Origin of the sequence: Paenibacillus glucanolyticus, from assembly GCF_037333485.1 — a bacterium.
GTDB lineage: Bacteria > Bacillota > Bacilli > Paenibacillales > Paenibacillaceae > Paenibacillus_AQ > Paenibacillus_AQ glucanolyticus.
In genome coordinates this window covers 95,576-121,929 of the sequence record NZ_CP147845.1, presented here as the reverse complement: position 1 = coordinate 121,929, position 26,354 = coordinate 95,576, and the positions used below count along the sequence as shown (strand labels likewise).

Genomic DNA, 26,354 nt, shown 5'->3' with positions numbered 1-26,354 from the left:
TTGCCCGGTAAACGTCTGTCCTGAGGGACGAGTCTCTGGCTGCTCGCCACTTGGCGAATCATGATGAAGCGTGCGAGACGACACCCACCTGAAATACTCGGATAAACCTGAAAAGCCATAACCATGCGAGCCTTAGCTCACCTGGGTTATGGCTTTTTGTAGCGATACCGTCATTATTAGTGCGAATACCCGGGAAGCTTCAAATCCACATGATGGGTGACCTGGTTTCTACCGTTTTGCTTGGAGGCATACAGGGCCTGGTCCGCTTTTTGCAGGAGTGCCGCCTCGTGGTCCTCCGGCGTCGCTGTGATCATGCCGATGCTGATGGTAATGCTGCCTGTTGTCCAGATGGCATCATTGACTGCGCGCCTGAACTGCTCCGCAATCTCCCTTGCTTCCGCCACATCCAGCCCCGGCAGAATCATCACGAACTCTTCCCCGCCATAACGTGCCACGACATCTCCTTCACGTGCACAGGATTTCAGTATACCCGCTACATCAACCAGAACCTCATCTCCCACCGCATGTCCCCATGTGTCGTTCACGCGCTTGAAATGATCGATGTCGATGAGGAACAAGGAGAATGGACGTCCTGATTGGCTGTAAAGTCTCAGCTGCTCTTCGAGCTGCTCTTGAAAGAACCTGCGGTTCTTCAGTCCTGTCAGCTTGTCCGTATTCGACAATTCGACCAAGACCGCATTAATCTCCATCAGCTCCGTCTGCTTCCGTTCAATCTCCATATGAATATGCTTCAGCTCGCCAAGCGCCCGATCCTTCTCCCAATACGCTTCCTCAATCTGCCTCTTGGCCGTCCTCAGCTCCATCTCATAATCAATGCGCCTTCCCATCTGCACCAGTACGCAGTCCAGCCATTCTTCGCCTTCCCGCTCAAACCGTCGACCATTCAATATGAAGGGAACAGAATCGCCCCGACTGTTCTTTAAACGGATAAACAGCTCTTCCACATGTCCGTCAAGATGGATATGCGGATAGAAATAGGAGTGGAATATCAGCTTGTTTGCCGTCGACATCATCGCTTCAAAATGCTTCTGCACCACGTCTTCTTCAAGGTATCCCATCATATGAAGGAAGGTTTGGTTCACCTCTCTTACGATGCCTTGCTGGGTTATGGAGACATGACCGCAGGGTGCATATTTCAATCGCTCATCCATTGCTTATTGATCGATCCTTTCCGTACGGGCCCTCATCCTTAGATATACACGCTTATTTCAGATACTCCTGAATTATCGTAATGGTTTCCTCCGGATGACTGATATGCGGATAATGGCCTTTTGCCTCCATGAGGCGGAATGTACTGTTATGGAGGTGTTTATGTAAATATTCGCCGGCTGCAATCGGCACGATGCTGTCATCCGAACACTGCATAATGAGCACAGGCACGGTAACGCGAGACAATTCGTTCCGGCAGTCCGAGAAAAAGGTCACCTCGGCAAACTCTCTGGTAATCGCAGGGTCTGTGGAGATGAAACTTCGTTCCAGTTCTTTGGTCAGCTTGGGAAGCTCTGGATTGTTCATGGCAATCGGCGCGAGAAAGCTCGCCCAGCCCGCGAAGTTCATCTCCATCATCGCCAGCAATTCGGTCACATCGCTTTTATCAAAACCTCCAACATACCCGTCACCATTCAAATAGCGGGCTGAAGGTCCGATCATAATTAATTGTTCAAAATAGTCCGGCCGCTGGATGGATGCCAGCATCCCGATCATGGAGCTCACGGAATGACCTATGAAGATAACGTCCTGAAGCTGCAGCGCTTCCATGATATCCAGCACATCCTGCACGTACCCGTCCAGGCTGCTGTACCTCTCCGATGTATACGCCGATAGCTCGGATCGTCCCGAGCCTACGTAATCGAACAGCACGATGCGATAATGCGGCTCGAAGGCAGGCAAGATATATTTCCACATGCTCTGGTCGCAGCCGAATCCATGCGCCAGCATGAGTGTGCGCTCCCCGTCTCCTATCACTTTCACGTTGTTTCGTACAACAACCTCATTCATGTCCTGAACTCCTCTATCATCTTCTTCTCTACCATTCTAAGGGACCCCCTGTAAATATCAAGTCATTCCTGAAGAATGGCGTCGATTTAAGTCCAGTTCTATCGAAGTTACACGAAATGTTCCAGAATGCATTCCTCGTTAAATCGCTTTAGCCGCCTAAAATATAGAAAGATGCACCAAAACAGAGACTGTACTCGAAAAGCATCTATGTATTCGTTTTCTTGCTCCATAGCGCGGTTTTACTTTTGGGAGCCAATTACGATAGTTTATTACATAAGATGTTATATGGGTTTATATGGAATGAAAGGTTGTAAATGGATGATAGTATCCCTGCGCAACCAAATTTATCCCTTGACATTGATCGATATAGAGAAAGCGCCGATTCACCTCAAATCCCATAGAGTTGGCGCACCATACTGGTCTTCATCACACAGAGAGATAGAGAAGAGAGGAGTGAGGAGTTTGGAGTACTTTTTTTATGGATTAGCCGGTGTATTTCTGGTGTTTCAAGCCCTGTATACGGTAATTCCGCTGCTATGCAGCAAAGTGAAGAAGCTGAATGCGGATCTTGACGAAAAATCAATTTCGGTGCTCGTTCCCGCCTACAATGAGGAGCTGACGATCCGAAATTGCATCGATGCCATGGCCGGTCTGCATTACAGCAACTATGAGATCATGATCATCAACGACGGCTCCAAGGATGGGACGATGTCCACGCTTGACGAGCTGCTGGATTTACAGCCGGATGACAGGCCGGCAGACAACAAGCTGACCTATAAACCGATCAAAGGATTCTATCGTTCCAATCTCTACCACCATATTTATGTTATCGACAAGCAGAATGGCGGAAAAGCGGATTCGCTGAATGCGGGCATCGATTATGCCGCCTCGGATATCGTGATTACCCTGGATGCAGACAGCATGCTGGAAGCCGACTCGCTCAAGTATGTGAATCAATATTTTCATGATGACGACATCATTGCGCTTGGCGGTACCGTCAAGATTGTGCAGGGTGCTGTGCGGGATGAGAACGGTGCGATTGTGGAGAAATTTCGTGGAAAAGGGCTCATTAAGAGCCAGATCATCAATTATACGCACGGCTTCTATGTCCGCAAACTTACGCAATCGCATTTTAATTCGATCGTTGTGATTTCAGGTGCCTTTGGTGCCTTTTACAAGGACGTTCTGGTCCATGTGGCCGGTTTCCGCAGCACGGTAGGCGAGGATATCGACATTACCTTGAAAATTCATGAATATATCAAAGCCAATCGACTGAAGAAAAAGCTGGTATACGCGCCCGAAGCGGTATGTTATACCGAATGCCCCGAGAATCTCCAGAACTTCTACAAGCAGCGGATTCGCTGGCAGAAGGCATTTGTTGATTGCATCCTGATCTACTGGTCCAGGCTGTCCCAGAAATTCAGCGTCAGCGTGAGCCTGTTTTTTGCTATTGACGGGTTTATGCTGGGAACCCTCTCGGCATTTACCACGATATTTTATCTGGGGCAGACGCTGATCTTTGGCGGAAACCTGCTGCATGCCATCCTGTTCCTGCTTATAAGCGTGCTGCTCAATGCGGCCCAGGTCATCATTTCCTTGTACTTATGCCGTAAGTACGGCAGTACGTATACGTTTATGGATTATATGAGAATGTTCCTGTTCAGCCAGGTGGAGCTGTTAACCTACCGAAATTTGCTGCTGTACATCAATATTGCGGGCACATTTAAATATTTTGACAATGATGTGGGCTGGGGCTTCGTGGAGCGGAAAGGCGTTGCTACCATCAGCCAGAACATCGCCGCAGGATCGAATTAAGTCATGAAGAAGGAGGCTGCTCAAACAGCATGGTTCCAAATAAAAGAATCGTATACGTAGATATTCTAAGAATTCTATCCATCGTTGCCGTCATTATATTGCATTATACAGCGGAGGTGCTGACCAGCACGAATGACTTCAATTCCTCCTCATGGTGGATCAGCAACGGGTTTAATTCCATTTCCCGCTTCGCCGTGCCGGTATTCTTCATGATCAGCGGCGCCATGATTCTCCGAACCCAAATCACGACCTACCGGGAATTCTACGTGAAGCGCGTGCTGCCGCTGCTCATTCCCCTCCTGACCTGGTCGCTCATCTATGGCTTGTACAATCAGTACTACATTATGAGAAGCCGCATGAACGCCTATGAGTTCGTGGTCGATTTCGGTTATCGGCTGCTGACCGACCGGAATTATGTGCATCTCTGGTTCCTGTATGCCATTATTGCCATCTATATGACGGTACCGCTGATCAGCAAGTTTATCAAATCCTGCAGCGAGAAGGATCTCAGGTACTACCTGCTGTTATGGTTTATCGTCAGCATTGCGTATCGCTTCATCTCGGACACGGTATTCCGGGCAACCGATCAATATATTAACATTCCGATTATGAACATTCCGTTCTTCATGGGATTCCTGGGCTATTTTATACTGGGGTACTATCTGTTCCATTACGAGCTGCCGCTAAAGCTCAAAAATATATTATACAATCTGGGCATCGTCTCGTTCTTCCTCACGCCGGTAGCCACTTATTTTGTCTCGCTGCGCAGCGGTGTGCTGGATGAGATGTTCTACGGCAACTATTCCATGACCACCTTCTTCATGGCGGTCGGCTTGTTTGTTTTCTTCAAGGAGAAGGAAGCCACGATCAGCGATCAAGTAAACCACAAAATCCAGAAGCTGATCAGTTCGGTCTCCAGGGCCAGCTTCAGCATCTATCTGATTCACCTGCTGGTGGAGATGATGCTGTCCGGCAGAACCGAGGTCGAGGCTACGTTTCTGGAAGCGTCCCTCAGCCTGATCGTGAATATCTCCATCATCTTCGCCATCAGCTACATCACCGTCAAGGTGCTGAACCTAAGTAAAACGGCAACCTACATTCTATTCGGCGGGCGGGGTTAACTACGATGAGAATAACGATATATACCAAGATGTTTATCGTGCTGCTGCTTGGGGGCATGGGCTTATATTTCTATCAGATCTCCTCGGCGGAAGACCGGAAGATAACGGCTGTATACGTGGAGGCCTGGCAGGACTACAAGAATATCAAGCTGTCAGAGAAGGGCGTCGACATCGCTTTTATCGCTTTTGCCAAGATTAAGGGAACGGACCTCTATTTCCATGAAGACAGCACCACCAACAACCAGATCAAAGAAAATATCAAGAATTTGAAAAGGCATAATCCGAAGACCCAGATGGTGCTGGCGATCGGGGGCTATGGTGCAGACGGCTTCTCCGATGCTTCCCTGGACGGGAACCGCTATCTGTTCACGGAAAGTATCATCCATATGGTCAAGGAGCTGGAGCTGGACGGGGTAGATATTGACTGGGAGTATCCGGCATTCCATGCCTGGAATACACAGAAAGCACGCCCTGAGGATACGAAGAATTTCACCAGTCTGATGAAGGAACTGCGGGAGAAGCTGTACCGTCTGCCCCATAAGAACAAGAAGTACCTGCTGACCTTCGCCTCGGGGACACAGGATTGGTATTTCGACAATGTTGAGGTCAAAAAAGTGGAGAAATACGTGGATTACATCAACGTGATGACCTATGACCTGACCGGCAAGTGGTCGGACACAACCGGGTTCAACTCCAATCTGTACGTGGACAGCAAGGGGAAATCCAAGCACTCCATCGACGGGATCATCTCCATGTACCTGGACCACGATATCGACAGCAGGAAGCTGCTGCTGGGTGTCCCTGCCTATTCGTACGGCTGGAAGAACGTCAAGGAGGTCAAGGGCAGCAAAGATGGTCTCCTCGCACCCGGAACGCCGATTGACATCGACAAGGTAAATCTCAATTACAAACAGATCGAGAAAGCCTACCTGAACAAAAACGGCTTCAAGCGTTATTATGACAACAAAGCCAAGGCCGCCTACCTCTTTAACGGCAATACCTTCATCAGTTACGAGGATAAGGAGGCCTTGCAGGAAAAGGTCAACTACATCCAGAACAAGGACCTCGCCGGCGCGATGGTCTGGCAGTACTCCCAGGATGCGGAGGACGGAATCATAACATTCCTAACCGAGCATTTGAACGAGAAGCAGCAGGCCTCCAAGTAATAGAGCGAGGTTTGAGCTTCTTGAGCCAAGCGCCAATCACCACTACTAACAAAACAGCCGATGATTGCATGACATGCAGATCATCGGCTGTTTATGCTGTGGCAGGCTCCGGTAAGTGCTCATTACGGCACCGTTGAACCGTATTGTAAGTCCGTTCCGCCTGCCACGGCCACCCTCCTCGAGGATCATCTCCATTCCTCTATGAATCGCAGGGTGTTCCGGGCATGGTAATCGGACAGGCTTCGAGCAAAGACCGGATCGGGAAACCCGCGGTGAAGCAGCTTCAAGCCGCCCGAGGTTAGCGAGATGTAGTGATGCAGGCGGTAGAATAACATTCGGTTCGGATCCAGCCCGGTTGGCCTGAAATACCGGTAGCTCTCTCCGAATCGAAGCTCAAGAAACGTATGTTCATGCTCGGTGTCGAAGAATTGCGCACCTTCAATATCAATAAGATACGGCTCGAAGCGTTCCGTGACCAAGACGTGGTCCGGTCCCAGCTCCCCATGGATATAACCGTACCGCTTACGGGAATCTATTCTGGATTCAAGCTCATTCAATATAGCAATCAGCCTGTCGTGATGGTCTCGGATCGCTGCATGATGCAAGACAACGTATGAGAGCTGTTCCTTGGCGTTATCCAGCTGCATAAGATGGCACGGCTCCTGGCGCCGCCCTTCGCTTGGATCAGATTTTCCATAGATCTGTCTTTGATGTGCATGCATACCGGCGATCATGTCGCCCAGCCGCTCCAGCACCTCATCTTGGACCCGTTGATCCGGGTGCTGAACATAAGCCTCCGCCTTCTGTCCCTCGATATACTCAACAAGAGCATAGTCAAACGGGTAACGGCTCTGTTTCGTATGGACATGAAGGTCATACAGAGCAGGTGTTAAAATGCCGTGTTCCCTTAGCCATCTGTTATTCATTTCAAACGAATGAGCGCCAAAGGGCCGTTCGTGCACATCATGCTCGTTCGCTATTTCTTCCTGAAAATAATTCATCGTTAAATCCCACACATACAGCACGCAGACAAAACCGTTATCGCAATGAATCTTATAGACGACCTTCTGCGCGCCACCATGCATCCTCGTCACTTCCGCCACAACATAACCGGTACCCAGAACCTTCTCGACATACTCCTGTAAATCCGCTTGATCGAGATGACAAGTCCACCCCATGAAACCACGCTCCCGTTCATTTGTTTTGCCGGCTTCCTCACTCTATGGTATTTCCGGGCAAAAATATAGACTGTTTCTTTCGGTTCTGCTATGATGTTGAATAAGGTCTCGAATAAAATAGCCATACGATATACAGCCCTTGGACTCTAGGTCCAGGGGCTTTTTTGTGTTGTATTTGAATTCATGCGGAATTCGGAAGTAACAGATGGACAAGGCTGAGCCCATATAAAAAAGGGTCAAGCAAGAAGCTTCCTTGCTTGACCCTCTATTCCCTTACGTTCCGCAATAGGTCCGGTAAGGACGGGACCCCTTAGGCACGACTGCATATTCCGCCTGCTCCGGGGAATGCGCATAAGGCTCTGCCAGAACGTCCAGCAGCTCTTGCATCACGCTGTAGTCCCCTTCCTGCTCTGCTGCTTCCAGCGCTTCCTCCACCCGATGGTTGCGCGGAATGACGGCAGGATTGCTGCTGCGCATAAGCTCGCGGGCATCATCCCACGATTCCTGCTGCCTGCCAAGTCTGGCCTGCCAGCGCTCATACCAGGAGGCAAACTCCGGTGTGCCTTGCAAAGGCGTGTCCTCCAGCTTATTAAAGGTTAAAGCACGGAAGGTGTTGGTGTAGTCGGCCTGATGATTTTTCATCATCTTGAGAAGATCCTCAATCAAGGCTTCGTCTTCCTCCTCCATATGAAAAATTCCCAGCTTGGCTCTCATGCCTGCGAGCCACTGCTCATGATACAGATCGGTAAATGCGCCGATGGCACCCTCGGCCAGCTTGACAGCCTGCTCCTCCTCCTCATGCAGCAGCGGCAGCAAGGCCTCCGCCAATCGGGCAAGATTCCACGCCGCAATATAGGGCTGGTTGACATAGGCGTAGCGCCCTTGGGAATCTATAGAACTAAATACCGTATTGGGATCAAAGGTATCCATGAAAGCACAAGGACCATAATCAATCGTTTCGCCGCTCAGGGTCATATTATCGGTGTTCATGACCCCATGAATAAAACCTACGAGCTGCCACTTGGCAATAAGAGCGGCCTGGCGCTTGATAACTTCCTGCAGCAGGACCAGATAGCGGTTAGCACCAGCTCCAGGCTCTGCATCCGGGTAATGCCGCTGCAGGGTATAATCCGCGAGAATTCGCAGATCCTCGGTTGTCCCCGCCCCCCTTACATACTGAAACGTACCGACGCGCAGATGGCTGGCCGCTATGCGGGTCAGAATCGCACCCGGCAGATCCTTTTCACGCGTAACAGGCTGACCGGTGGACACGACCGCCAAGCTGCGGGTGGTCGGAATACCCAGGGCATGCATGGCTTCACTGATGATATATTCGCGCAGCATCGGGCCTAGAGCCGCCCGGCCATCCCCTCCACGGGAATATGGTGTCCGGCCTGAACCCTTAAGCTGAATATCCACCCGTTTGCCCTGCGGCGTGAGCTGTTCGCCCAGCAGAACCGCCCGGCCGTCACCGAGCATCGTAAAATACCCAAATTGGTGCCCGGCATAGGCCTGTGCCAGCGGCAAGGCTCCTTCGGGCATTTCGTTACCCGCCAACACGGCTGCACCCTCCGGGCTTTGCAGTGCCTTGGCGTTTAAACCAAGAGATGCCGCCAGTGGCGCATTAAGCACAATCAATTCCGGTGCACGCACAGGCGTGGGAGCCTGTTTTGTAAAAAAAGTTTCCGGCAATTGAGCATAACTGTTGTCTAAATTCCAACCTATATCTATCATGGCTTTCTTGTCTGTCATGGGATCTCCTTCTTCACGCAGTTTAATGATGACGATATCTACCCTACTTATTATTTAAACACAAGTCGCACTTTATAGGGTTTTACTTTCGAGAATTAATTATTCTGCGGACCCATGCCCCATCCCATATATTAAAAAATCGCTGCCGAGGACATCCCGACAGCGATCATTCACATTCTAAAATAAAGCGTTAATCCCGATTCGCCAGCTTCGAGAGCAAGCGGATGATTTCAATATACAGCCATACGAGGGTAACCAAGAGACCGAAGGAACCGTACCACTCCATATATTTGGGTGCGCCTTGCTGTGCTCCCTCTTCGATGAAGTTAAAGTCGAGCACGAAATTCAGTGCAGCTATGATGATGATGACAATCGAAATCCCGATGCCGATCGGGGTGCTGTCATGAAGGTAAGGCACGGCTACACCAAACAGGCCCAGAACCATACTAAGCAGATATACAAGCGCAATGCCGATCGTGGCTGCAATAATTCCCTTTTTGAAGCCTGGGGTCGCCCGAATCAGACCTGTCTTATAAGCGAGCAGCATGCCCAGGAATATGCACATCGTCAGTAAGGCCGCCTGCAGCGTGATTCCATAGTACAGATATTCGTAATGTGCGGACAATGCCCCAAGGAAGAAGCCTTCCAGAACCGCATAGATTGGTGCCAAATACGGTGCTGCCTTCGGCACAAAGCTGATGACCAGCGCCAGGACAAAACCGCCTATCGCTCCGCCGATCATGAACGGGAATACCTCATACCCGTTGAAAAACATCACCCACGAAATGACCGCTGCCCCGATCAGCAGCGCGAGCAGCATGAACGATTTGTTCACCGTTCCGCCAATCGTCATCGTTTCCTGGTCATTGTAATACCCACTCTTCTCAAACGTTTCTTCCTTGAGTATTGGATTCCCACTGCGCCCTATCAAAATAAATGCCTCCCTAACGTTTCTGTTTTGTTTACATTTTAGCATAGGTTGGAATATTTTAGGACATGAAAAAAATTGCATTACGCATGGGTGGATCTGCAGCACTACCCATGGTGCTGGTAAAATCCGTGGATTTGAAAATCATGTTGCTCCTCGTCTGCAACCCAGACCATCAATCGTCTGTGTACAGAATACAGTTCTCCCATGTTGCTATCAAACTCCATGAATGCATGAACGGCTTCCTCCACAGGCTCAGTTTACATCAATTTATGGTTAATAACGCAAAAGGCTCAACTTCCTCTATAACGTTACAGAGAAGTTGGGCCTTTTTGTAGAGGCATTTTCTTGCGTTGTAAATCGCATGTTTCTGGATATTTGCTACCCCTTACTCACCAATCCGTTAATGAAGGCCTCGAAGTTTACGGCAAGCCGGGTGATCTTGTAATCCTGTCCTTTATCCACATGGATAACCTCGGGCTCCCCGTCGTTGCCGGATGAACGGTAATCCAGCATGACGACCTCGGATTCTGAAGGACAGTCACATATGACCACGCCAACCTCCGGATAACCGCCCGTCTCAATCATAAATCGGCTGCCTAAGCTTCCGGCCAATGATTTTTTCTTCTCTCGTCCAATTCCCAGAATACCGGAAATCTCAATGGCGTCTTTTCCCTCAGCTGTTGCTTCTCCCAGAGGGAAATACCGATTGTGGGGAATCCCCCCATTATGTAATTTCATCATATTTACGTAAGATGCGGGCAGTTTGAAGACCAGTGCTTCCTCCACCGACTCAATTACATCATCTGTCGGCGGGGCTGAAACATATTTCTCTGCCGCAGGGGCGCTATCATTCCAAAAGCTCAGCACGTCAGGATCCGTATAGGCCATAACCGCAGATTCCACTACAGGTTTCGGAGCAGTTTTGTTTCGAATCCATTCCAGAAATTCCAAAGTATCGTCATCGCCGGGCTCCAAGTGATCAGCCACTTCAAACGCTCTCCGGGCATCCTCATATTGCTCCAGATAGTAATAAGCAAGGCCTATGCGGTAATGCCACAGCGGATCATCCTTACCCTCTTCTGCAATCAGCAAGAACTGCTCAACTGCCTCTTCATAACGCTCAAGATTACTCATCGCTCTGCCCAAATGGCTGATCAGCACATAATCCCGTTCTTCTGCGGGAATTTCCATAATAACATCGACAATTTCTTCATATTCATCCTCTTCATGCCACTCTTCCAGCTGCTCCAAAAGCTCCTCACTCATCGTTCATGCCTCCCACTCTAATCATTCTTTCTGAGATTATACCATTCCAGCCTGTCCCCCTCCAGAGGGCGAGGATGTTAAACATCGTTTAGAACGATTGGAACCATCCAAGCCCCAGACCATTATGGAATGGCCAGAAGATATAATTGATGACTCATTCTATCCTAAAGACATCATCCCGATTTCAGAGGTTCTCCAGAAAGGTACGGCCGTTCCCTTTATAATACTGAAGAATGATCCGGACTTTCGAAGACCTGTATATGAAGAACACTGGCATAGCACCTATTGAGGTGGCCGATGGAGCTACATGCCTATGCGCATACATTATGCGCTTCACCGATTATTCACAACATATGACATCGGAATCTCCAGCGAATTAGACTTTAAGCAAAATGTAGGCATTGAGTTCCCCGTGTTCCAGAATAGAACGGACCTTGATCTATATATCGTTGTTTTTCAGACAACGGTTACATATGTGTACACACATGGCAATCAAATCGTTCTCAGTGGGAAGCCTACACGGGACGGGGTCCAGGTAATATCGATAAAAACGAGCGCTTTACGACCTTTTGATCTAAATAAAAAACTGCTCGTTCAATTAGCAACTGCTCAAGGCCATGAACTGGACTACTCCCTCATTGTCTATGAACCCCCTGATTTCTGGATAAAACAAATACAACCGAAAGATTCGGAGTATAATAGATAGGTATACGATAAATGCATGGTATAAGCCTGTATATATAGGTATTCGAATATAACGTAGAAGAGGTTAATGATGAGCGACAAGCGTTTTACAGATTATCCATTAAGTGAAGAGATTAGAAGAGCGCTCGATAGTCTTGGCTACACGACACCAACCGAGGTGCAAACAGAGGTCATACCCGTTGCGCTGGAAAAACGGGATCTTGTTGTCAAATCCCAGACCGGCAGCGGCAAAACCGCCGCCTACGGCATTCCGCTCTGTGAGCAAGTGGAATGGAATGAGAATAAGCCGCAGGCCTTAATCCTAACCCCCACCCGTGAACTTGCCCTACAGGTCAACGAGGACATTACGAATATTGGACGCTTCAAGAGAATCAAGGCGACGCCCTTGTATGGGAGACATCCCTTCCATATGCAAAAAGCCGAGCTCAAGCAAAGAACGCATATCGTTGTAGGCACGCCGGGGCGGGTGCTGGACCATATAGAGCGCGGATCGCTGTCACTGGATCGGATCTCGCATCTCGTCATCGACGAAGCGGATGAGATGCTGAACATGGGCTTTATTGAGCAGGTACAGTCGATCATTCAAGCCCTCCCTCACAACAGGGTGACCATGCTGTTCTCGGCTACGTTTCCCGAGGATGTGGCTAAACTCGCCCACAAGTACATGAATCACCCGGAGCAGATCGAGATTAAGGCAAGCGGGCTCACAACTGCGACGATTGACCACGCTCAGGTCCAGGTCAAAGAGGCGGATAAACTCGCTGTTCTGCAAAATCTGCTTATCACCACGAATCCAGACAGCTGCATTGTGTTTTGCCGGACACAAGAGCATGTAGATACCCTATTCCGGGCGCTGGCTGATCTCGGGTACCCGTGTGATCGGATTCATGGCGGCATGGAGCAGGAAGAGCGTTTCGAAGTGATGCACGCATTCCGACGAGGGCAATTCCGCTATCTCATTGCGACCGACGTTGCTGCCAGGGGGATCGACATCTCCAATATCACTCATGTCATCAACTACGATATCCCGCTGGAGAAGGAAAGCTACGTACACCGCACAGGACGTACGGGGCGAGCCGGCCAGACCGGCAGTGCTATTACCCTCGTCACCCCAAGGGATTCCGGGAGATTAGCCGATATCGAAGCGTATATTGGCTTTGCTATTCCGAAGATGACCGCTCCCTCTGAAGAGAAGGTTGATGAATGCCGGGAAGCGTTCGAACGCAAGCTGAATATTCGGCCTAAGCTGAAAAAAGACAAGCGTGAGCAGCTGAACCAGCAGATCATGAAGCTTAATTTCAATGGCGGCAAGAAGAAAAAGCTTCGCGCCGTGGACTTCGTTGGAACGATTGCGAAGCTGGATGGGATCACCGCGGATGACATCGGGATCATTACCATTTTTGATTTTGTGACCGATGTGGAGATACTCAATGGCAAAGGTCCTATGGTGCTCGAGATGATGCAGAACACCACAGTGAAAGGCAAGCTGCTCAAGGTACGTAAGGGAAATAAATAAATGATTACACCTGGGCTGCCCCTTCGCAAGTTGGAAGCGGCAGCCCTTCTAAATAAATAATCCCCCCGGTTGAATCGGGGTTTTTTTATGCAAAAAAAAGAGCAGAACCTGATTGTTCTGCTCTCCTGTGATGCTTATTGGACTAATGCCCCTTAACGCGCGATTTGAAGCTTCGAATTACTGTTCAGACCGAGCGCCTGCGCGGTGGAAGCATGCATATCTTGAATAAGTTCCGGATTCTCCGACAGCGACAAGCCATAGGAAGGAATCATTTCCCTTATTTTCGGCTCCCACGCTTTAACATGCTGCGGGAAGCATTTTTCGACAACCTCCAGCATAACCGAAACAGCGGTGGAAGCCCCTGGAGAAGCGCCCAGCAAGGCTGCAATCGATCCGTCAGCGGCGCTAACCACTTCCGTGCCGAATCGAAGCGTTCCTTTACCGCCGATATCCGTATCTTTGATTACCTGCACACGTTGACCGGCCACCAACATATCCCAATCTTCGATCTTGGCATTCGGGATAAACTCGCGCAGCTCTTCCATGCGCTTTTCTTTGGACAACATGACTTGCTGGACCAGGTATTTGGTCAATGACAGGTTCTTGGCACCTGCTGCCAGCATCGTCAGCACATTATTCGGTTTGATCGAACCGAATAAGTCAAACATGGAACCGGTCTTCAGGAACTTTGGCGAGAAGCCGGCAAAAGGTCCGAAGAGCAGCGATTTCTGATGATCAATGAATCGGGTGTCCAGATGCGGAACCGACATCGGGGGCGCACCCACCTTCGCTTTGCCATATACTTTGGCATGGTGCTCCGCTACAACCTCAGGATTGTTACAGACCATGAACAGTCCGCTGATCGGGAAGCCTCCGGTATGTTTTCCCTCAGGGATACCGCATTTTTGAAGAAGTGGCAGACTTCCGCCGCCGCCGCCGATGAAGACGAATTTGGCGGTATGGCGCTCGACTTGACCGTGATCATTCCGCACTTTCAATTCCCATGAGCCATCGCTCGTGCGTTTGATATCATCCACGCTATGCTTGTATTTGATATCGGTGTTCTGATTCTTTAAGTGCTCGAACAGCATGCGCGTTAAAGCGCCAAAGTTAACGTCCGTACCCGAGTCACTTTTCGTGGCCGCTATGGGCTCATTCGATGTACGGTCTTTCATGATCAGCGGAATCCATTCCATCAGCTGTTTCGGGTCATCGGAGTACTCCATCCCTTGAAACAGAGGGTGATTGGACATCGTTTCATAACGTTTTCTCAAATATGCGACATCTTCTGCCCCTTGCACTAAACTCATATGAGGCAATGGCATGATAAAATCTTGCGGATTACGAATCAGATTGGCATTCACCAGATAAGACCAAAACTGCATAGAAACTTGAAACTGCTCATTCACGTCTATCGCTTTGCTAATATCTACAGAACCGTCCGGTCGTTCAGCTGTGTAGTTAAGCTCGCACAGCGCAGCATGCCCCGTCCCCGCATTATTCCATTCGTTAGAGCTTTCTTCCCCTGCGCTTGCCAGCTTCTCAAACACAGTGATTTTCCAGTCCGGCACCAATTCCTTCAGCAATGTTCCCAGAGTCGCACTCATAATTCCGGCACCAATTAAAATAACGTCTGTTTCGGTTTGTCGGTTGCTCATGTTTACCGTCCTTACACGTTAATATTTGAAGAAAAGATGTAGGCGCTCTCATTCAAGACAGTGTACATCCCTTCCCGGTCAAAAAAAATATGATATTTCTATTATATGATAGTTATATGCTATTTAAAAGCCGTTAAATTATTTCAGGCCTTCTCCAAGTTCCCCTCCAAAACGAACGTTGCCAATGCTTTTATACAAAATGGGGGATCTCTGGGAAACACGGACCTTTTTCGCTTCCATTATGTCACATTTCGTCGTGTTATGTACGGAGAAGACAATTAGTGTTTTTTAAGTCCTCTTACTATGCCCATAAGAAACAGAACATCGGTTTACCCAAGGTTGGCATAAAACTTGATTTCAAATATATTGATGGTAAATGCATCAGAGGACAGATTACGAAGAAATCCTATATAATAATCTGAAACTGGAGCCTTATATGTGTCTGTTACTGTTTTGTTTTGTACCCTCAGATCTCCATTCATAAGTTGGGGTGTAATAAGCTCTAAGCCAAGCATAATGATTAGCAGATCTGTTTAGTTGATATCTAATGCTCATATTTGTATCTTTGACTGCATATAGTCCACGGGTCTCATCCGTCGGATAAAGTGTCAGATGTTCATTATTATTCAGCGTTATTCCCCGCCAAGCATATTGAGGCTTAATAATACCATCATCTGAGATCTGCATTGGAATAATTCCTTCTTCAATTATGTTATAAGGGTTATAGAGTTTTCGAATACACACTTATGTATAAGAGGAGGCGAATGATATGACGATAATGCCTGTTATAGTAATGGTCTTTGTATTTGTACCTACCATTGTACTCATGGTAAGCATGCCTTATTTAACAAGAGAAACGATTAGTTTTGGGGTCACCGTCAGCGCTGTACAATTCCACAGTGAGCCTTTGCGCCAGATGCGGAAGTCATATGCCAGGATTAGTGCTACCTTGCATACATACCATCCTATTCATTGTTTGTATCATCTGCCTAATATACGGTGATGAACAACATTCCAAGCAACAAAGTTGGATCATTGTCACTTATTCACTCGCCATGGTCGTAATCTCCCTAATCATAAACATTAGCTATCATTTCAAAATGAAAAGGTTACTACCTATGCTGCCTATTGCTCCGGAACCATCGATCATGGCAGTGGACACTGGATTTCGGAAAAGAAACATTGGCTTGTCTAGTAATTGGTTCCTCATTCATGTTTTAATTATTGTTGTTAGTATTGTAACTGTGCTACGCAACTACGATCTGATTCCTGATCAGATTCCGATCCATTACAACAGCAGTTGGAACGTAGACCGCTATGCAGCTAAATCTTATAGTTCTGTGTTTATGCCTACGATAGTGCAAGTGTTCATAACACTTTTGTTCATATTTGAGAATTGGAGTATTCGCAGAGTGAAGCAGCAGGTTCAACCCACTGATCCTGACCGTTCCATCAGACAAGACGTAACTTTCCGCCGTACTTGGTCATGTTTTATGATTACAGCAAGCTTCTTAATAGTTATCCTGTTTTCCGTCGTGCAACTAAACATGATGTCTCTGCTTAACATCAATTTCGCTATCCCCATTATCCTAATCATAATAGCCTTTATCATCCTATACGCCTTCGCCTTATCGTTCTGGGCTGGTCAGGGCGGAAGCCGCTTGGAACGATCTACCAATTACTCCAATGTCAGACCTGTCCATGATGATGATAAATGGCTATTAGGTATGATTTATTTCAATCGCAAAGATCCAAACCTAATCGTCGAGAAAAGGTTCGGAGTCGGCTGGGGATTAAATTTCGGTCACCCAGTAACCTGGCTGATTTGGCTCGGAATTATTGTACTGTTAGTTGTGGTGCGGTAACAAGGCTTGGAGGTTAATACTCACCGGAGTATTCAAGCTTTCAACATCCCGTTTATATACCAGGAAGTTGCGGCTGTCAGCTTAAAATCTTGTAATACAATAAGACCCACTCCAAGCTGTGCCTGGAGAAAAACGCAAGGAGTAGCTGCAGCATCCATAGATGAGATAGCGAAATTTGGCTTCGCACCTCAGATGATCCAATTTAGGATGCGGCAATATGCCAAACCAAGTCAGCGAACCTCCGTAGAGCCGCCCGCGTTCGAGCGAGTAATCATAAAAAAACGCAACCACACCGGGCTGCGTTTCAAACTGCTCTTACGTTGTCACTTCATTCCGAGACGCACATGAAAAGTTACCTCGGTCCCTTTACCTAACACACTCTGGATACGGAGTCCTGCTCCGAAATGCCGTTTTAACCGCTGGTCCGTATTGATCAAGCCGACGCCCGACCGTTTCTCTGCTTTCCTATCCAATATTTGCTGCAATTTAGCTTCACTCATGCCGACACCGTCGTCTTGAACCGTTATCTCTGCATGCGTGGTTCGGACAGCAATCCGAATATGTATTTTACCTCCGCGCGTGCGCTTCATAATGCCGTGTCTGATCGCATTTTCCACTAAAGGCTGGATCGAAAGGAACGGAACTTTTAATTCCTCGCAGTCATCCAGCTCCCATACAACCTGCAGCCTGTCTTCAAACCGAACACTTTCAATGTAGACGTAAGATCGAATTAGACTCAGCTCCTCTTCAATCGGAACAAGTCCATCCGTATTCTGGAACCTGAATTTATACCTCAAAAAATGGCTGAACTCATCAAGCAAGGTACGCATCTTATCCAGATTCACGTCGCTTAGAGCGGTTACAGCACTTAATGCATTGAATAAAAAATGAGGCTGGATTTGAGCTTGCAACCATGCCGCTTCGAGTCGTAGTTGTTCCCGGACCGTTTGTTTAATCGTGGTCAGCGCCTCGATCCGCGACCGGATCTCTATTGCTTCCACCGGCTTGGTCACATAATCGTTCGCTCCCGCCAAAAATCCGCTTTGGATATCCTTCGGCTGGCTTCTTGCAGTAAGAAGCAGCACCGGGAGCTCCGTGAGTGTAAAACGCTCGCGAATCCTTCGAGTCAGCTCATAACCGGACATCTGCGGCATCATAATATCGGAGATGACCAGATCCCATTCCTGAGCATCCAGAACAGCCAACACTTCTTTACCGCTGGTTGCCATTGTTACATCATATTCGTCAGGTGGCAATATGGCTTCTAGCACTTGCAGGTTGACGGGATCGTCATCCACAATTAACAGACGCGGGCGATCACGACTATTCTCGATTACAACCGGTTGTTTTGCAGCTGGCGGCATTCGTTCCACTTCTTCCAAGCCGGCTACGGCTGTTTCCTGGATCGGCGTCCATCGTAATCCCACTGGCTCGAACGGGTTTGATCCGCTCTGCTCCTCCTCTGCGTTCATACCTGCCAGCTCTAACGAGAAGGTAAACGTCGAGCCCTCTCCCGGTGCAGAGGATACTTCTAAAGTACCTTGATGAAGCTCAATGAGCTGCTTGCTTATACTTAAACCTAACCCAAAGCCGCCTTCAATCATGGTCTCGCTAGCACTCGCTTGCTCATACGGAAGGAATAGACGCTTCAGCATGTCTTCATCCATTCCGATCCCCGTGTCAGCAATCACGATATAAGCTCTTCCGGAATCTGCAAATGCTTGAATCGTTATGTTCCCTTCATTCGTATATTTCACGGCATTGTGCAGCAAGTTGAACACGATCTGAATCACGCGGCTCTCATCCGCCATGACGGAAGGAAAATCTTCCGGAATCTGATTCAAGATGGCTACCGACTTCACTTCTGCGTTAAGCTGCAGCATATCTATGACGCCGGTCACGATAGGCTGAATCGATATGGTTTTTTTCTGCAGCCGCGGATTACCTTCCCGTAAACTCATCACATCAATCAGATCATTTAAGATTAGGGTCAGCTGACGCCCTACAGCCAGAATCGTTTCAAGCTCTTTGATGCTCCTGTTTTGCAGCGAAGGGCGTTCCCTTTTCAGAACGGATTGAGACATGTTTAACATGCTATGGAGCGGGTTCTTAAATTCATGTGAGGTGTTTGCCAAGAACTGATCCTTATGGTCATTCACTCTTTGCAAGGTTGCGGCAAGCTCCCTGGTATTTGCATGCATGTTGAAATAACCCTTGAACCAGATCGAGGCCAGGCATCCCATCGAGATCACCAAATCAACCGGATAGTGGATCATACTCAAGCCGCTTTCCCGCCAGAATAACGACCATAACAGATGATGAACCAGTACGAGCATGGAACACAGCAATAACAGATGGTGTTTGATATCCTGGATGACTCTTTTAAAGATGGCCATGATTGTAATCACGACAGCTACAGCGGCCAACAAGAAATAAATCGGGAAGAGCATAATCACCTGATGGGGAGCCAGAAACATCGTAATGCCCGCAGTCCCCAGATTGATGGCCGTGTAAACAGGATACATCCTGCTCCAATAAGGAAGCTCCCGATGATTCGTGCATTCCAACAACGCATAACATCCGATGATGAATGCCATATTGGAAAGCCGGAAATCCCAATCGCTTCCAATGTAAAATAATTGGTGAAACAGCTTCTCATCGTTGCTGAATACGTTGCTGATGGTTATACATAGAGCCAGTAAAGAAAAATAAAGCAGTCTCTTTTCCCGATTTCCCAGCAAAAACAAAATGAGTGCATAGACAGAGTGCATAAGAAATATGACGGCCCCCAGCGTCTGCATCGAAACGGAAAGTTTCATTGCCCTTGCAAGAGCTTCCTCGGAACCGAATGTAACGGACCTGACAATGCCGCTGTTTCGACTATCCACATAATTTGCGGCCTGAATCACGAGTTCAATGACGCCGTTGTCGTCTGCCGCAAAGCTTGTGGAATAAGGTAGGTTCTTCGCTGTATATTCTTCCTTCACGTCCGCCACCTGCCCGGATTTGGCAAGCAATCGGCCGTTGACATATAACTCCGATGACGTACGCACGCTGGGTACGCGAATATTATAATTAGTAGCCTCTTCCGGATCTACAAGAATTCGCAGGCGATAGGATGCGAATCCATATGGAGTTGGCTTCTCGCCTTCACCAGGCAAAGCCTCATTCCATCCTCCGGGAACCGAGATCAGCCTCGGCTCCAGCTCGCCCGTTGCATGCTGCCGGCTGCTCCCTTGCAGCCATTGTGAAGGGTAAAACTCCCATTCCCCATCAAGCAACAGAATGCCGCCATCTTCAGCCTTCCAATCACGCAAATCCAATTGCCCGTTCTTTATGGGAACCTGTCGTTGATCAGGAAACCAATCCATCCACAATATGCGCATGCTCGATAGAACGATGATGAATAACCCTATCCATAACAGGATATGGCTCTTTCTTATTTGGTAGCTTGGCGGGTCCTTTACCAAGGAATATTCCTCTCCTAATCCATTCACTAATATAGGCGCTCACCCATAATCTACCACATCTAACATCGCGGTAGGAAGAAGGATTGAGATATCCTTGTGTCTATATTATGAAGCTATAATAGGCCCAGTCTGATGCTGCGCTCGGTTCCCCCGGATTCTATGAAGCGCTATCGCCATTTTCTATCCATTAAAACATAAAGAATATGGAAGATTATTCCGATACTATAAGGTAGAAAGAAGAGCAATGGGAATACATAGGATAGGGGTGCGTTAATGATGAAGATTCATAGCTCGACCCAACAAGACTTAAACCTATACATAAACTCAAAGCAGAATGCGGAGAAGCCTTCCCTGGTCACAGACATGATGCCCATAATTCCGCATAACACCGACAGCGTGGAGATCAGCCCGGCTGCCAGACAGTTGGCGGCATCGGATATTGTGAATCATTCGGCTGTCTATTTTGGAACCACTCAAATCAATGATTCGCTGAATCGTCTTCTCACCGATCAACCCCCGGAGGTGAAGGAAGCCGTTTACGGCATCATTCAGTCCAATTTCATTACAGACGTAACCGGAGAGGCAGAACGAGGGGCGTTATTGGAATTAGGACTCACTCAAGCCCAGTATATGGCAGATAACTACATGGAAGATGACGAAGCAGCGGAATTCATGAATACGATCCGTCAAATCGGAGCCATCTCCCAAACCAGAACGGTGGATCCTGAGACAAATGAGGTCCATTACGAAACACCGCCGCAGAGGCCGGTTGGAGCCCCGGATGATTATATAGATCTAACCTATATGATGAAGAAATTTGAGCCGAGCACGCTGGACAAGCTGCAAGAAGCGATAGTGAACGGAAAAGATTGGAACAGCATCCTGCTGAACTTTGCCAAGAATGTATCGACTCGCAAGGATTGGGTGGAGGAATACCGGGAGGAAGCTGCACGACAGTTCGGGGACATCGCGGGTGAGAACAGATTCGAGCATGCCTCAACCGCCAGCTTGCCCGAGTTCGTCCAGGATATCAACAACATCATTGCCCAGACCGGATTCGAAAATAGTAAGTATCTGATAGACAATATGGAGGCTTTTAAACGAACATTAGGCGTAATTTCTCCATAAAGACGGAATAACGGACTTAACTCTCCAGACGCACCAAGTCCAAACTTAAGGTGACCGATCTGCAAGCAGACGCCTTAGGATAGGGTTCACCTTAAATAAGAGCGCTACCTGACAGGTGAGCGCTCTTAAATTCCCTTTATTTTCAGCCGCTGGATGCTTCTCAAGGGTCAATTGATAGCATTCCAATAGGTCGTATCTTCGAAGGACGATTTTTAACATTTCCCGAAATCCTTGCCTTATGCCAAACCGATTTAATAGCGGCAGACAACTCAGACTATCTCCTCTTTCGAATGTGAAAACGGATATATCCTATGTATTATAAACGAACTCTTCCTTCAGCATGCTGACCCTCCAAGGGCTGATTATCCGAGAATAAATCCGGATTGTCCCGGAGCATCTCAGTCAGGATATCCGTCACCGCAGCTGCATCGCATACCCGAACAACGGCATCGCCAAACCGCCCCTTATGCATCGCGCCTTGACTTTCAAGGACCTCATCGACTTTCAGAAATGCTCCGACCACGACAACCCGCAATGTCTGCGGGAAGGTACCGGAATTTCCGTGCCATCGGGTAAAACCGTGTACAGCTTCTCATGCCCATCCGTTAACCTGCCCGGTATGTCCACCCACTCTTCGATTCCATGAATAAAGGTGTTGCGCTTTAAATCGACCCCCACCAACAAAATGGTCGCCCTTCGGTCGAGCAGTTTCCCCCAGGAGGAACCCCTGGCGCACGGCGTATCGAAATGGTGATCGTCTCTTGTGAACGCTATGGAATCCCTGCCTAATGCGGCCACCGAATGCGTGGGATGCAGCGAACGCACCACACCTGGACGTTTGCGAAAAAGTTCGGGCAGGATCCCGACGCACACAGGTGATTGATCCACGTAAAATTTCGGATGTTCCTCATTGATATAAGACCACGTATGAGTGGGCAGCACCAGCAGCCCCTCTTGCATGTGCGCTGTAAACGCATCCAATACGGTGTCTGCGCCACCCTCGACCGGACCTATGCTTTTCATTGAAGAATGGATCAGCAGCGTCCCGGAGCCGTCAATGCCAAGCTGCTCCAATTGCTCCATTAAGCTCTCCATTGTGTGCATGTTCTTCCCCTCCTCCGGCCCATTATATCAGAACTTCTCCTGCAACGGTCCCCTCATCCAAATCGCTGCGTTTTGTACCACTTGGCTTTTCTCCCCGTCACTTTGTCTACAAAAAAAGAATAGAGGGCACGCAAGGAAATCAGCAGGAATAGCTGAGCATACGTGAAATACGATAGGCAGGAAAGAATAAAGTTCTGTATCGAGCTTTGCCCGACATCGGTTGCCAGCGCCAGATTGATCTGCAGTACAAAAAGGTAATACATCAATCCCCAGGCCACCATCAGATAAACATATACATCATCTGCAAACTGGAACGGTGACACCACATCCGGTTTGAATAGCGCGATCATCCAATAAACCAGATTGACGCCGATGATGATATCCGACACGATAATGGACAGTAAAAACCAGAAATAACTCGCCGCATAGTACAGTACATGAAGCTTAATGCGCCAGCTTGACCGATCAAACAAATGATGGATATTCTCCATCACAACGGAAAAGTTTCCTTTGGCCCAGCGTTCCCGCTGCTTCAAGTACACACTGAGCTGCTCCGGCTCCTGCTGATAAGCTTCCGCCTGGGGAGCCAGCGCGATGAGCTGTCCCCGGGTCATAATCTCGAAGGATATGGCCGTATCCTCCGTAATTGCCTCCGTATCCCAGCCGCCGATCTCACGGATCAGATCTGTTTTCACAATAAAATTCGTCCCCGGAATGGTTCCCAGCTTGAACAGCTCCCACAGTCCGGTATGATAGATTCGCTGAGCTGTAACCAGCTCCAGATTAATGCATTTGGAGAGAAAATTCTGCCCACGGTTTCTGGCCTTGTTCCGCCCGAAAACCGCTCCATAGGTTTTGGGGTCTTCCATTGCTTTCTCGATCAAAAAGTACAGTGCGTTCCGCTCCGGCGCCGCGTCAGCGTCAAAAATACAAATCCATTCATGTTTGGCAAACGCCAGCGCATCATTAAGCGCCCCCGATTTACCGCCCGTTCCTGAACGCTCAAATACCATGAAATCCCGGTCCCGATACGCTGCCTTGCTGTTCAGAGCCTTCAGTCTTCCAGCGGTGCCATCGCTGCAGTTATCGGCAATGACAATGAGCTGCACCTTATCCTTCGGATAATTCAGCCGCAGTATATGCTCCGCCGTTGCCGCGATCACCAATTCTTCATTGTGTGCGGGGACCAGAACGGTGACCTTGGGGAAATGTGCCATCTGATCCACATCGGGAATGGTCCATTCCTTACGGCTCTGTCTGAAAATATACCGGACCGCTCCCCCCATTATCAGGATCGATTGAAACACCGCACCCCATATGCTGATAATACAAAACATTAATAATGCGTCAGCCACTGTTCTTCCTCCGGTCGTATCTTCGATTCACACGAACCCGAAGGCTCAGCGTTGCAATGAACAGCCCCAGAACCGCAAAGGCAAACATCAGGCTGACAATCTTGCATAACGGAACAAACCACGCAGTGTAAGACATCTATTACATCTCCTTCTCTGCCTGCTGCTTATTGAATAATGCGCAAAAATTCATATATATTCTCCGATCAAATCCGTCTCCGTGTTGCGTTCAAGTGCGGCAATGACGGCATCCGCATCTTCGTATTGACTGAATTGCTCCTTAGCAAAGACCAGGGCCCCTGTACGGATCACCAGATTCAGCTCCCCGCCTTTCCCGTCCTGAGACGGAATGTCTACCAGCGCGTGCCTAATCCGGTCTGTCAATGTCATTAAATACTCCTGGTCTGTCATAGGGAGCAGCACAATAAATCTTCCCCGGTCCAGGGCGAATTTGTAATCCTCGTAACGAATATGCTTCCGTATCCCTTCCGATAAGGAGGCGAGAAGTTGGGCATAGCCTTGTGAACCTAGGGATTCCTGCACCATCGGCAGAAATTCAATTTTAAACATGACCAGGCAGAAGTTATACATATCTGAATAACGATTAGCGAGATTAGACTGCTTGATCAGCGTTTCCCTAAAAGCTTCCTTATTGCCTAGCGCGGTGGCTAAATCCACTTCCGGATTCTTTCGTTGCAGCTCCTCCAGCCGCTCCATTAGCCGCTTATTGCGAACCAGCCCGGTTTTGATGAATGCGGCAACGGCTACATTGGCTGGCAGCAGCCAGAGCCAGGAGATGGACAGCACATCGACCTTCGCATAAGTCGTAAGCCATACAAAATAAGCCACGATATATACAAAAATACAAACGACCGAGACCCCGGCAGGGGCCAGGAAGCCCAGCATCAGAGCCGCAAGGCAGCCAATGGCGAATCCCAGCTCCAGTAAGGTAAAGGATTGGTCTCTAAAGACATTGATATAGACCAGCAGCTCCTGCACCACCGCTAAACCGATCAGAAGGGCGTATCCCCAGACTGCGCGTTGAACCCATCTTTTATTTTCCATGTCCACCTCGATCAATAGCATATTCCCCTAATAAAGGAAGCAAGTTATCAAAAACATGCGTGTTCTTCTCGAACACATACCCCCCAGGATAACGGATATCTTTCCCTTTTAAGGTCTGCAGACGTTTGTTCAGCTTGACGGCAAAGGGCCTGTCCTCCATTTGGATAGCAAACATGATAGCGAGACCATAAACTGAGGAAGACTCGTATTTCACCACGGCCTTTCGGTCGGCGCGTCTATACTGTCCCGCGATCTTTCCCGTCTGCTTCAATTCCTGCTTGAGGAATTGAAGCAGCGACTCTTGGCTCCTTTGCGTTTCCCCGACATGCATAGCGACCAGCAGCTGATCAATTAAATTCACATTTTCATCATATGTATATTCCCCGTTTACCACATGATAAGCTTTGGGATAAAACACGCCGTCATCCGGCATTCCCTGCAGCAGGGAATGATATCGGTTGTACGTTTTCATATCCAGTATGCCTTCTTCCAAGAGCCTACGCAGTGCTGAAAGATCCACATAAGCAAGACTCAGGGTGTCGGGCAGTTCCTCCGTGGAGAAATCGTAGAAATCCACCAGATACCCGTTCTTTTGTGACCGGCTTAACAAGGTTTCCGCAAGATCGCTGGCAGTCGCCGTCCATTCGGAGTGGCCCTTCCATATCCGGGAACCTTCCACCAGAGCCCCTATAATCCGCAAATCGTCACCAAGTGCGTTTGTGCTGACTTCCGCCCCGCCTTCAGGATTTAGTTTCCATACAATATATTGACGATCTGCCGTAAAATAACGGGTTAATGCGTCATAACTCTTCTCAAATGCAACAAGGTCATGACTAGCCAGCGCCGCCTGCATCCAGAACCCAAGGGATTCGGAGAGAGCCTCTCGTCCCGCTGCCCATTCAGGATTGACCGATTCCGCTCCCTGTAAATAGGTAGCCATCGTGCCATTCGGGTTGATCATATTCATCGTAATAAACCGTTTCGTTACATTTTCCCCCTTGGCTTGGATCAAACTTTCTCCGATCCCCAAGGCTGCGCCTAACCATAAGACAAGTCCTATCCACAAGACCTTACGTCCACTTCGCCACTTCAAACCGCCGACCTCCATCCCCTAAGGAGCAATACTTTTATGCGGAAAAAAATCTTCACCCGAGGGTTTTCCCCCCTCGCGAATTGTATCATTCTATTCTGTACAAAAACTGTACAAGTTGAGGGCTTCCGAGATCGTAACGGCAAAAAAAGA

At 48.5% G+C, this 26,354-nt stretch carries 18 protein-coding genes and 1 pseudogene; 6 read left to right on the top strand and 13 right to left on the bottom strand.

Going from position 1 to position 26,354, the window contains the following annotated elements; translation table 11 throughout:
- Window positions 1-176: 176 nt before the first annotated feature.
- Window positions 177-1,172 (bottom strand): sensor domain-containing diguanylate cyclase, encoded by a 996-nt coding sequence (locus WDY75_RS00570; RefSeq protein ID WP_063478158.1) that lies wholly within the window; start codon window positions 1,170-1,172, stop codon window positions 177-179.
- Between the two features lie 52 nt (window positions 1,173-1,224).
- Window positions 1,225-2,019, bottom strand: a complete 795-nt coding sequence (locus tag WDY75_RS00565) for an alpha/beta fold hydrolase (RefSeq protein ID WP_063478159.1) — start codon at window positions 2,017-2,019, stop codon at window positions 1,225-1,227.
- Window positions 2,020-2,481: 462 nt separating this feature from the next.
- Here WDY75_RS00565 and WDY75_RS00560 point away from each other — a divergent pair, with 462 nt between their 5' ends.
- From WDY75_RS00560 to WDY75_RS00550, 3 genes are read left to right on the top strand one after another with little or no spacing between them, the layout of a single operon-like run.
- Window positions 2,482-3,834: a glycosyltransferase family 2 protein gene (locus WDY75_RS00560; RefSeq protein ID WP_063478160.1), complete on the top strand. Its 1,353-nt coding sequence runs from the start codon at window positions 2,482-2,484 to the stop codon at window positions 3,832-3,834.
- A 29-nt stretch (window positions 3,835-3,863) separates the two neighbouring features.
- Window positions 3,864-4,955 carry an acyltransferase gene (locus WDY75_RS00555; RefSeq protein ID WP_006207218.1) on the top strand — a complete coding sequence of 364 codons (1,092 nt, stop codon included), beginning with the start codon at window positions 3,864-3,866 and terminating at the stop codon, window positions 4,953-4,955.
- Between the two features lie 5 nt (window positions 4,956-4,960).
- Window positions 4,961-6,121 carry a glycoside hydrolase family 18 protein gene (locus WDY75_RS00550; RefSeq protein ID WP_063478161.1) on the top strand — a complete coding sequence of 387 codons (1,161 nt, stop codon included), beginning with the start codon at window positions 4,961-4,963 and terminating at the stop codon, window positions 6,119-6,121.
- Between the two features lie 185 nt (window positions 6,122-6,306).
- Here WDY75_RS00550 and WDY75_RS00545 read toward each other — a convergent pair whose 3' ends face one another.
- The 4 genes from WDY75_RS00545 to WDY75_RS00530 all read right to left on the bottom strand — a co-directional run bounded on the left by WDY75_RS00545 (window position 6,307) and on the right by WDY75_RS00530 (window position 11,248).
- The gene (locus WDY75_RS00545) at window positions 6,307-7,299 is read right to left on the bottom strand and encodes an aminoglycoside phosphotransferase family protein (protein ID WP_063478162.1); all 993 of its coding nucleotides are present in this window, start codon (window positions 7,297-7,299) and stop codon (window positions 6,307-6,309) included.
- A gap of 273 nt (window positions 7,300-7,572) precedes the next feature.
- A complete protein-coding gene (locus tag WDY75_RS00540; RefSeq protein WP_006207221.1) occupies window positions 7,573-9,051 on the bottom strand; it encodes a protein adenylyltransferase SelO in 1,479 nt (492 codons plus the stop codon).
- A 190-nt stretch (window positions 9,052-9,241) separates the two neighbouring features.
- A complete protein-coding gene (locus tag WDY75_RS00535; protein WP_006207222.1) occupies window positions 9,242-9,982 on the bottom strand; it encodes a Bax inhibitor-1/YccA family protein in 741 nt (246 codons plus the stop codon).
- A 378-nt stretch (window positions 9,983-10,360) separates the two neighbouring features.
- Window positions 10,361-11,248 carry an SMI1/KNR4 family protein gene (locus WDY75_RS00530; protein ID WP_063478163.1) on the bottom strand — a complete coding sequence of 296 codons (888 nt, stop codon included), beginning with the start codon at window positions 11,246-11,248 and terminating at the stop codon, window positions 10,361-10,363.
- A gap of 775 nt (window positions 11,249-12,023) precedes the next feature.
- Between WDY75_RS00530 and WDY75_RS00525 the strand changes: the two genes are divergently transcribed.
- Complete coding sequence (locus tag WDY75_RS00525; RefSeq protein ID WP_063478165.1) at window positions 12,024-13,469, top strand: DEAD/DEAH box helicase; 1,446 nt, start codon at window positions 12,024-12,026, stop codon at window positions 13,467-13,469.
- Window positions 13,470-13,621: 152 nt separating this feature from the next.
- Here WDY75_RS00525 and mqo read toward each other — a convergent pair whose 3' ends face one another.
- A complete protein-coding gene (mqo, locus tag WDY75_RS00520; RefSeq protein ID WP_006207227.1) occupies window positions 13,622-15,127 on the bottom strand; it encodes a malate dehydrogenase (quinone) in 1,506 nt (501 codons plus the stop codon).
- A 1,118-nt stretch (window positions 15,128-16,245) separates the two neighbouring features.
- On the opposite strand from mqo, the gene WDY75_RS00515 reads away from it, so the two are divergent.
- Window positions 16,246-16,992 (top strand): DUF1648 domain-containing protein, encoded by a 747-nt coding sequence (locus WDY75_RS00515; RefSeq protein ID WP_063478168.1) that lies wholly within the window; start codon window positions 16,246-16,248, stop codon window positions 16,990-16,992.
- Between the two features lie 323 nt (window positions 16,993-17,315).
- Here WDY75_RS00515 and WDY75_RS00510 read toward each other — a convergent pair whose 3' ends face one another.
- Window positions 17,316-20,462: an ATP-binding protein gene (locus tag WDY75_RS00510; RefSeq protein WP_063478169.1), complete on the bottom strand. Its 3,147-nt coding sequence runs from the start codon at window positions 20,460-20,462 to the stop codon at window positions 17,316-17,318.
- A 273-nt stretch (window positions 20,463-20,735) separates the two neighbouring features.
- Here WDY75_RS00510 and WDY75_RS00505 point away from each other — a divergent pair, with 273 nt between their 5' ends.
- Window positions 20,736-21,590 (top strand): hypothetical protein, encoded by an 855-nt coding sequence (locus WDY75_RS00505; RefSeq protein ID WP_338841692.1) that lies wholly within the window; start codon window positions 20,736-20,738, stop codon window positions 21,588-21,590.
- A gap of 316 nt (window positions 21,591-21,906) precedes the next feature.
- Here WDY75_RS00505 and WDY75_RS00500 read toward each other — a convergent pair.
- The 5 genes and pseudogenes from WDY75_RS00500 to WDY75_RS00480 all read right to left on the bottom strand — a co-directional run bounded on the left by WDY75_RS00500 (window position 21,907) and on the right by WDY75_RS00480 (window position 26,204).
- A pseudogene (locus tag WDY75_RS00500) lies at window positions 21,907-22,694 on the bottom strand (AAC(3) family N-acetyltransferase).
- Between the two features lie 53 nt (window positions 22,695-22,747).
- Window positions 22,748-24,049 carry a glycosyltransferase family 2 protein gene (locus tag WDY75_RS00495; protein ID WP_063478170.1) on the bottom strand — a complete coding sequence of 434 codons (1,302 nt, stop codon included), beginning with the start codon at window positions 24,047-24,049 and terminating at the stop codon, window positions 22,748-22,750.
- Complete coding sequence (locus WDY75_RS00490; RefSeq protein WP_006207234.1) at window positions 24,042-24,185, bottom strand: hypothetical protein; 144 nt, start codon at window positions 24,183-24,185, stop codon at window positions 24,042-24,044. Before WDY75_RS00490 ends, WDY75_RS00495 begins: the two co-directional genes overlap by 8 nt.
- Window positions 24,186-24,235: 50 nt before the next feature.
- On the bottom strand, window positions 24,236-25,111 hold the full coding sequence (locus WDY75_RS00485) for a GGDEF domain-containing protein (protein ID WP_063479720.1): 876 nt from the start codon (window positions 25,109-25,111) through the stop codon (window positions 24,236-24,238).
- Window positions 25,101-26,204 carry a glycosyl hydrolase gene (locus WDY75_RS00480; RefSeq protein WP_082834275.1) on the bottom strand — a complete coding sequence of 368 codons (1,104 nt, stop codon included), beginning with the start codon at window positions 26,202-26,204 and terminating at the stop codon, window positions 25,101-25,103. The genes WDY75_RS00485 and WDY75_RS00480 overlap by 11 nt, the downstream gene beginning before the upstream one ends.
- Window positions 26,205-26,354: the final 150 nt, after the last annotated feature.

Bases quoted from the DNA above. Each gene is read 5' to 3' on its own strand.
- WDY75_RS00530 (WP_063478163.1), bottom strand. From the start codon at position 11,248: ATGAGTGAGGAGCTTTTGGAGCAGCTGGAAGAGTGGCATGAAGAGGAT.
- WDY75_RS00565 (WP_063478159.1), bottom strand. From the start codon at position 2,019: ATGAATGAGGTTGTTGTACGAAACAACGTGAAAGTGATAGGAGACGGG.
- WDY75_RS00545 (WP_063478162.1), bottom strand. From the start codon at position 7,299: ATGGGGTGGACTTGTCATCTCGATCAAGCGGATTTACAGGAGTATGTC.
- WDY75_RS00555 (WP_006207218.1), top strand. From the start codon at position 3,864: ATGGTTCCAAATAAAAGAATCGTATACGTAGATATTCTAAGAATTCTA.
- mqo (WP_006207227.1), bottom strand. From the start codon at position 15,127: ATGAGCAACCGACAAACCGAAACAGACGTTATTTTAATTGGTGCCGGA.
- WDY75_RS00490 (WP_006207234.1), bottom strand. From the start codon at position 24,185: ATGTCTTACACTGCGTGGTTTGTTCCGTTATGCAAGATTGTCAGCCTG.
- WDY75_RS00525 (WP_063478165.1), top strand. From the start codon at position 12,024: ATGAGCGACAAGCGTTTTACAGATTATCCATTAAGTGAAGAGATTAGA.
- WDY75_RS00515 (WP_063478168.1), top strand. From the start codon at position 16,246: ATGCTGCCTATTGCTCCGGAACCATCGATCATGGCAGTGGACACTGGA.
- WDY75_RS00540 (WP_006207221.1), bottom strand. From the start codon at position 9,051: ATGACAGACAAGAAAGCCATGATAGATATAGGTTGGAATTTAGACAAC.
- WDY75_RS00485 (WP_063479720.1), bottom strand. From the start codon at position 25,111: ATGGAAAATAAAAGATGGGTTCAACGCGCAGTCTGGGGATACGCCCTT.
- WDY75_RS00550 (WP_063478161.1), top strand. From the start codon at position 4,961: ATGAGAATAACGATATATACCAAGATGTTTATCGTGCTGCTGCTTGGG.
- WDY75_RS00505 (WP_338841692.1), top strand. From the start codon at position 20,736: ATGATGAAGATTCATAGCTCGACCCAACAAGACTTAAACCTATACATA.
- WDY75_RS00570 (WP_063478158.1), bottom strand. From the start codon at position 1,172: ATGGATGAGCGATTGAAATATGCACCCTGCGGTCATGTCTCCATAACC.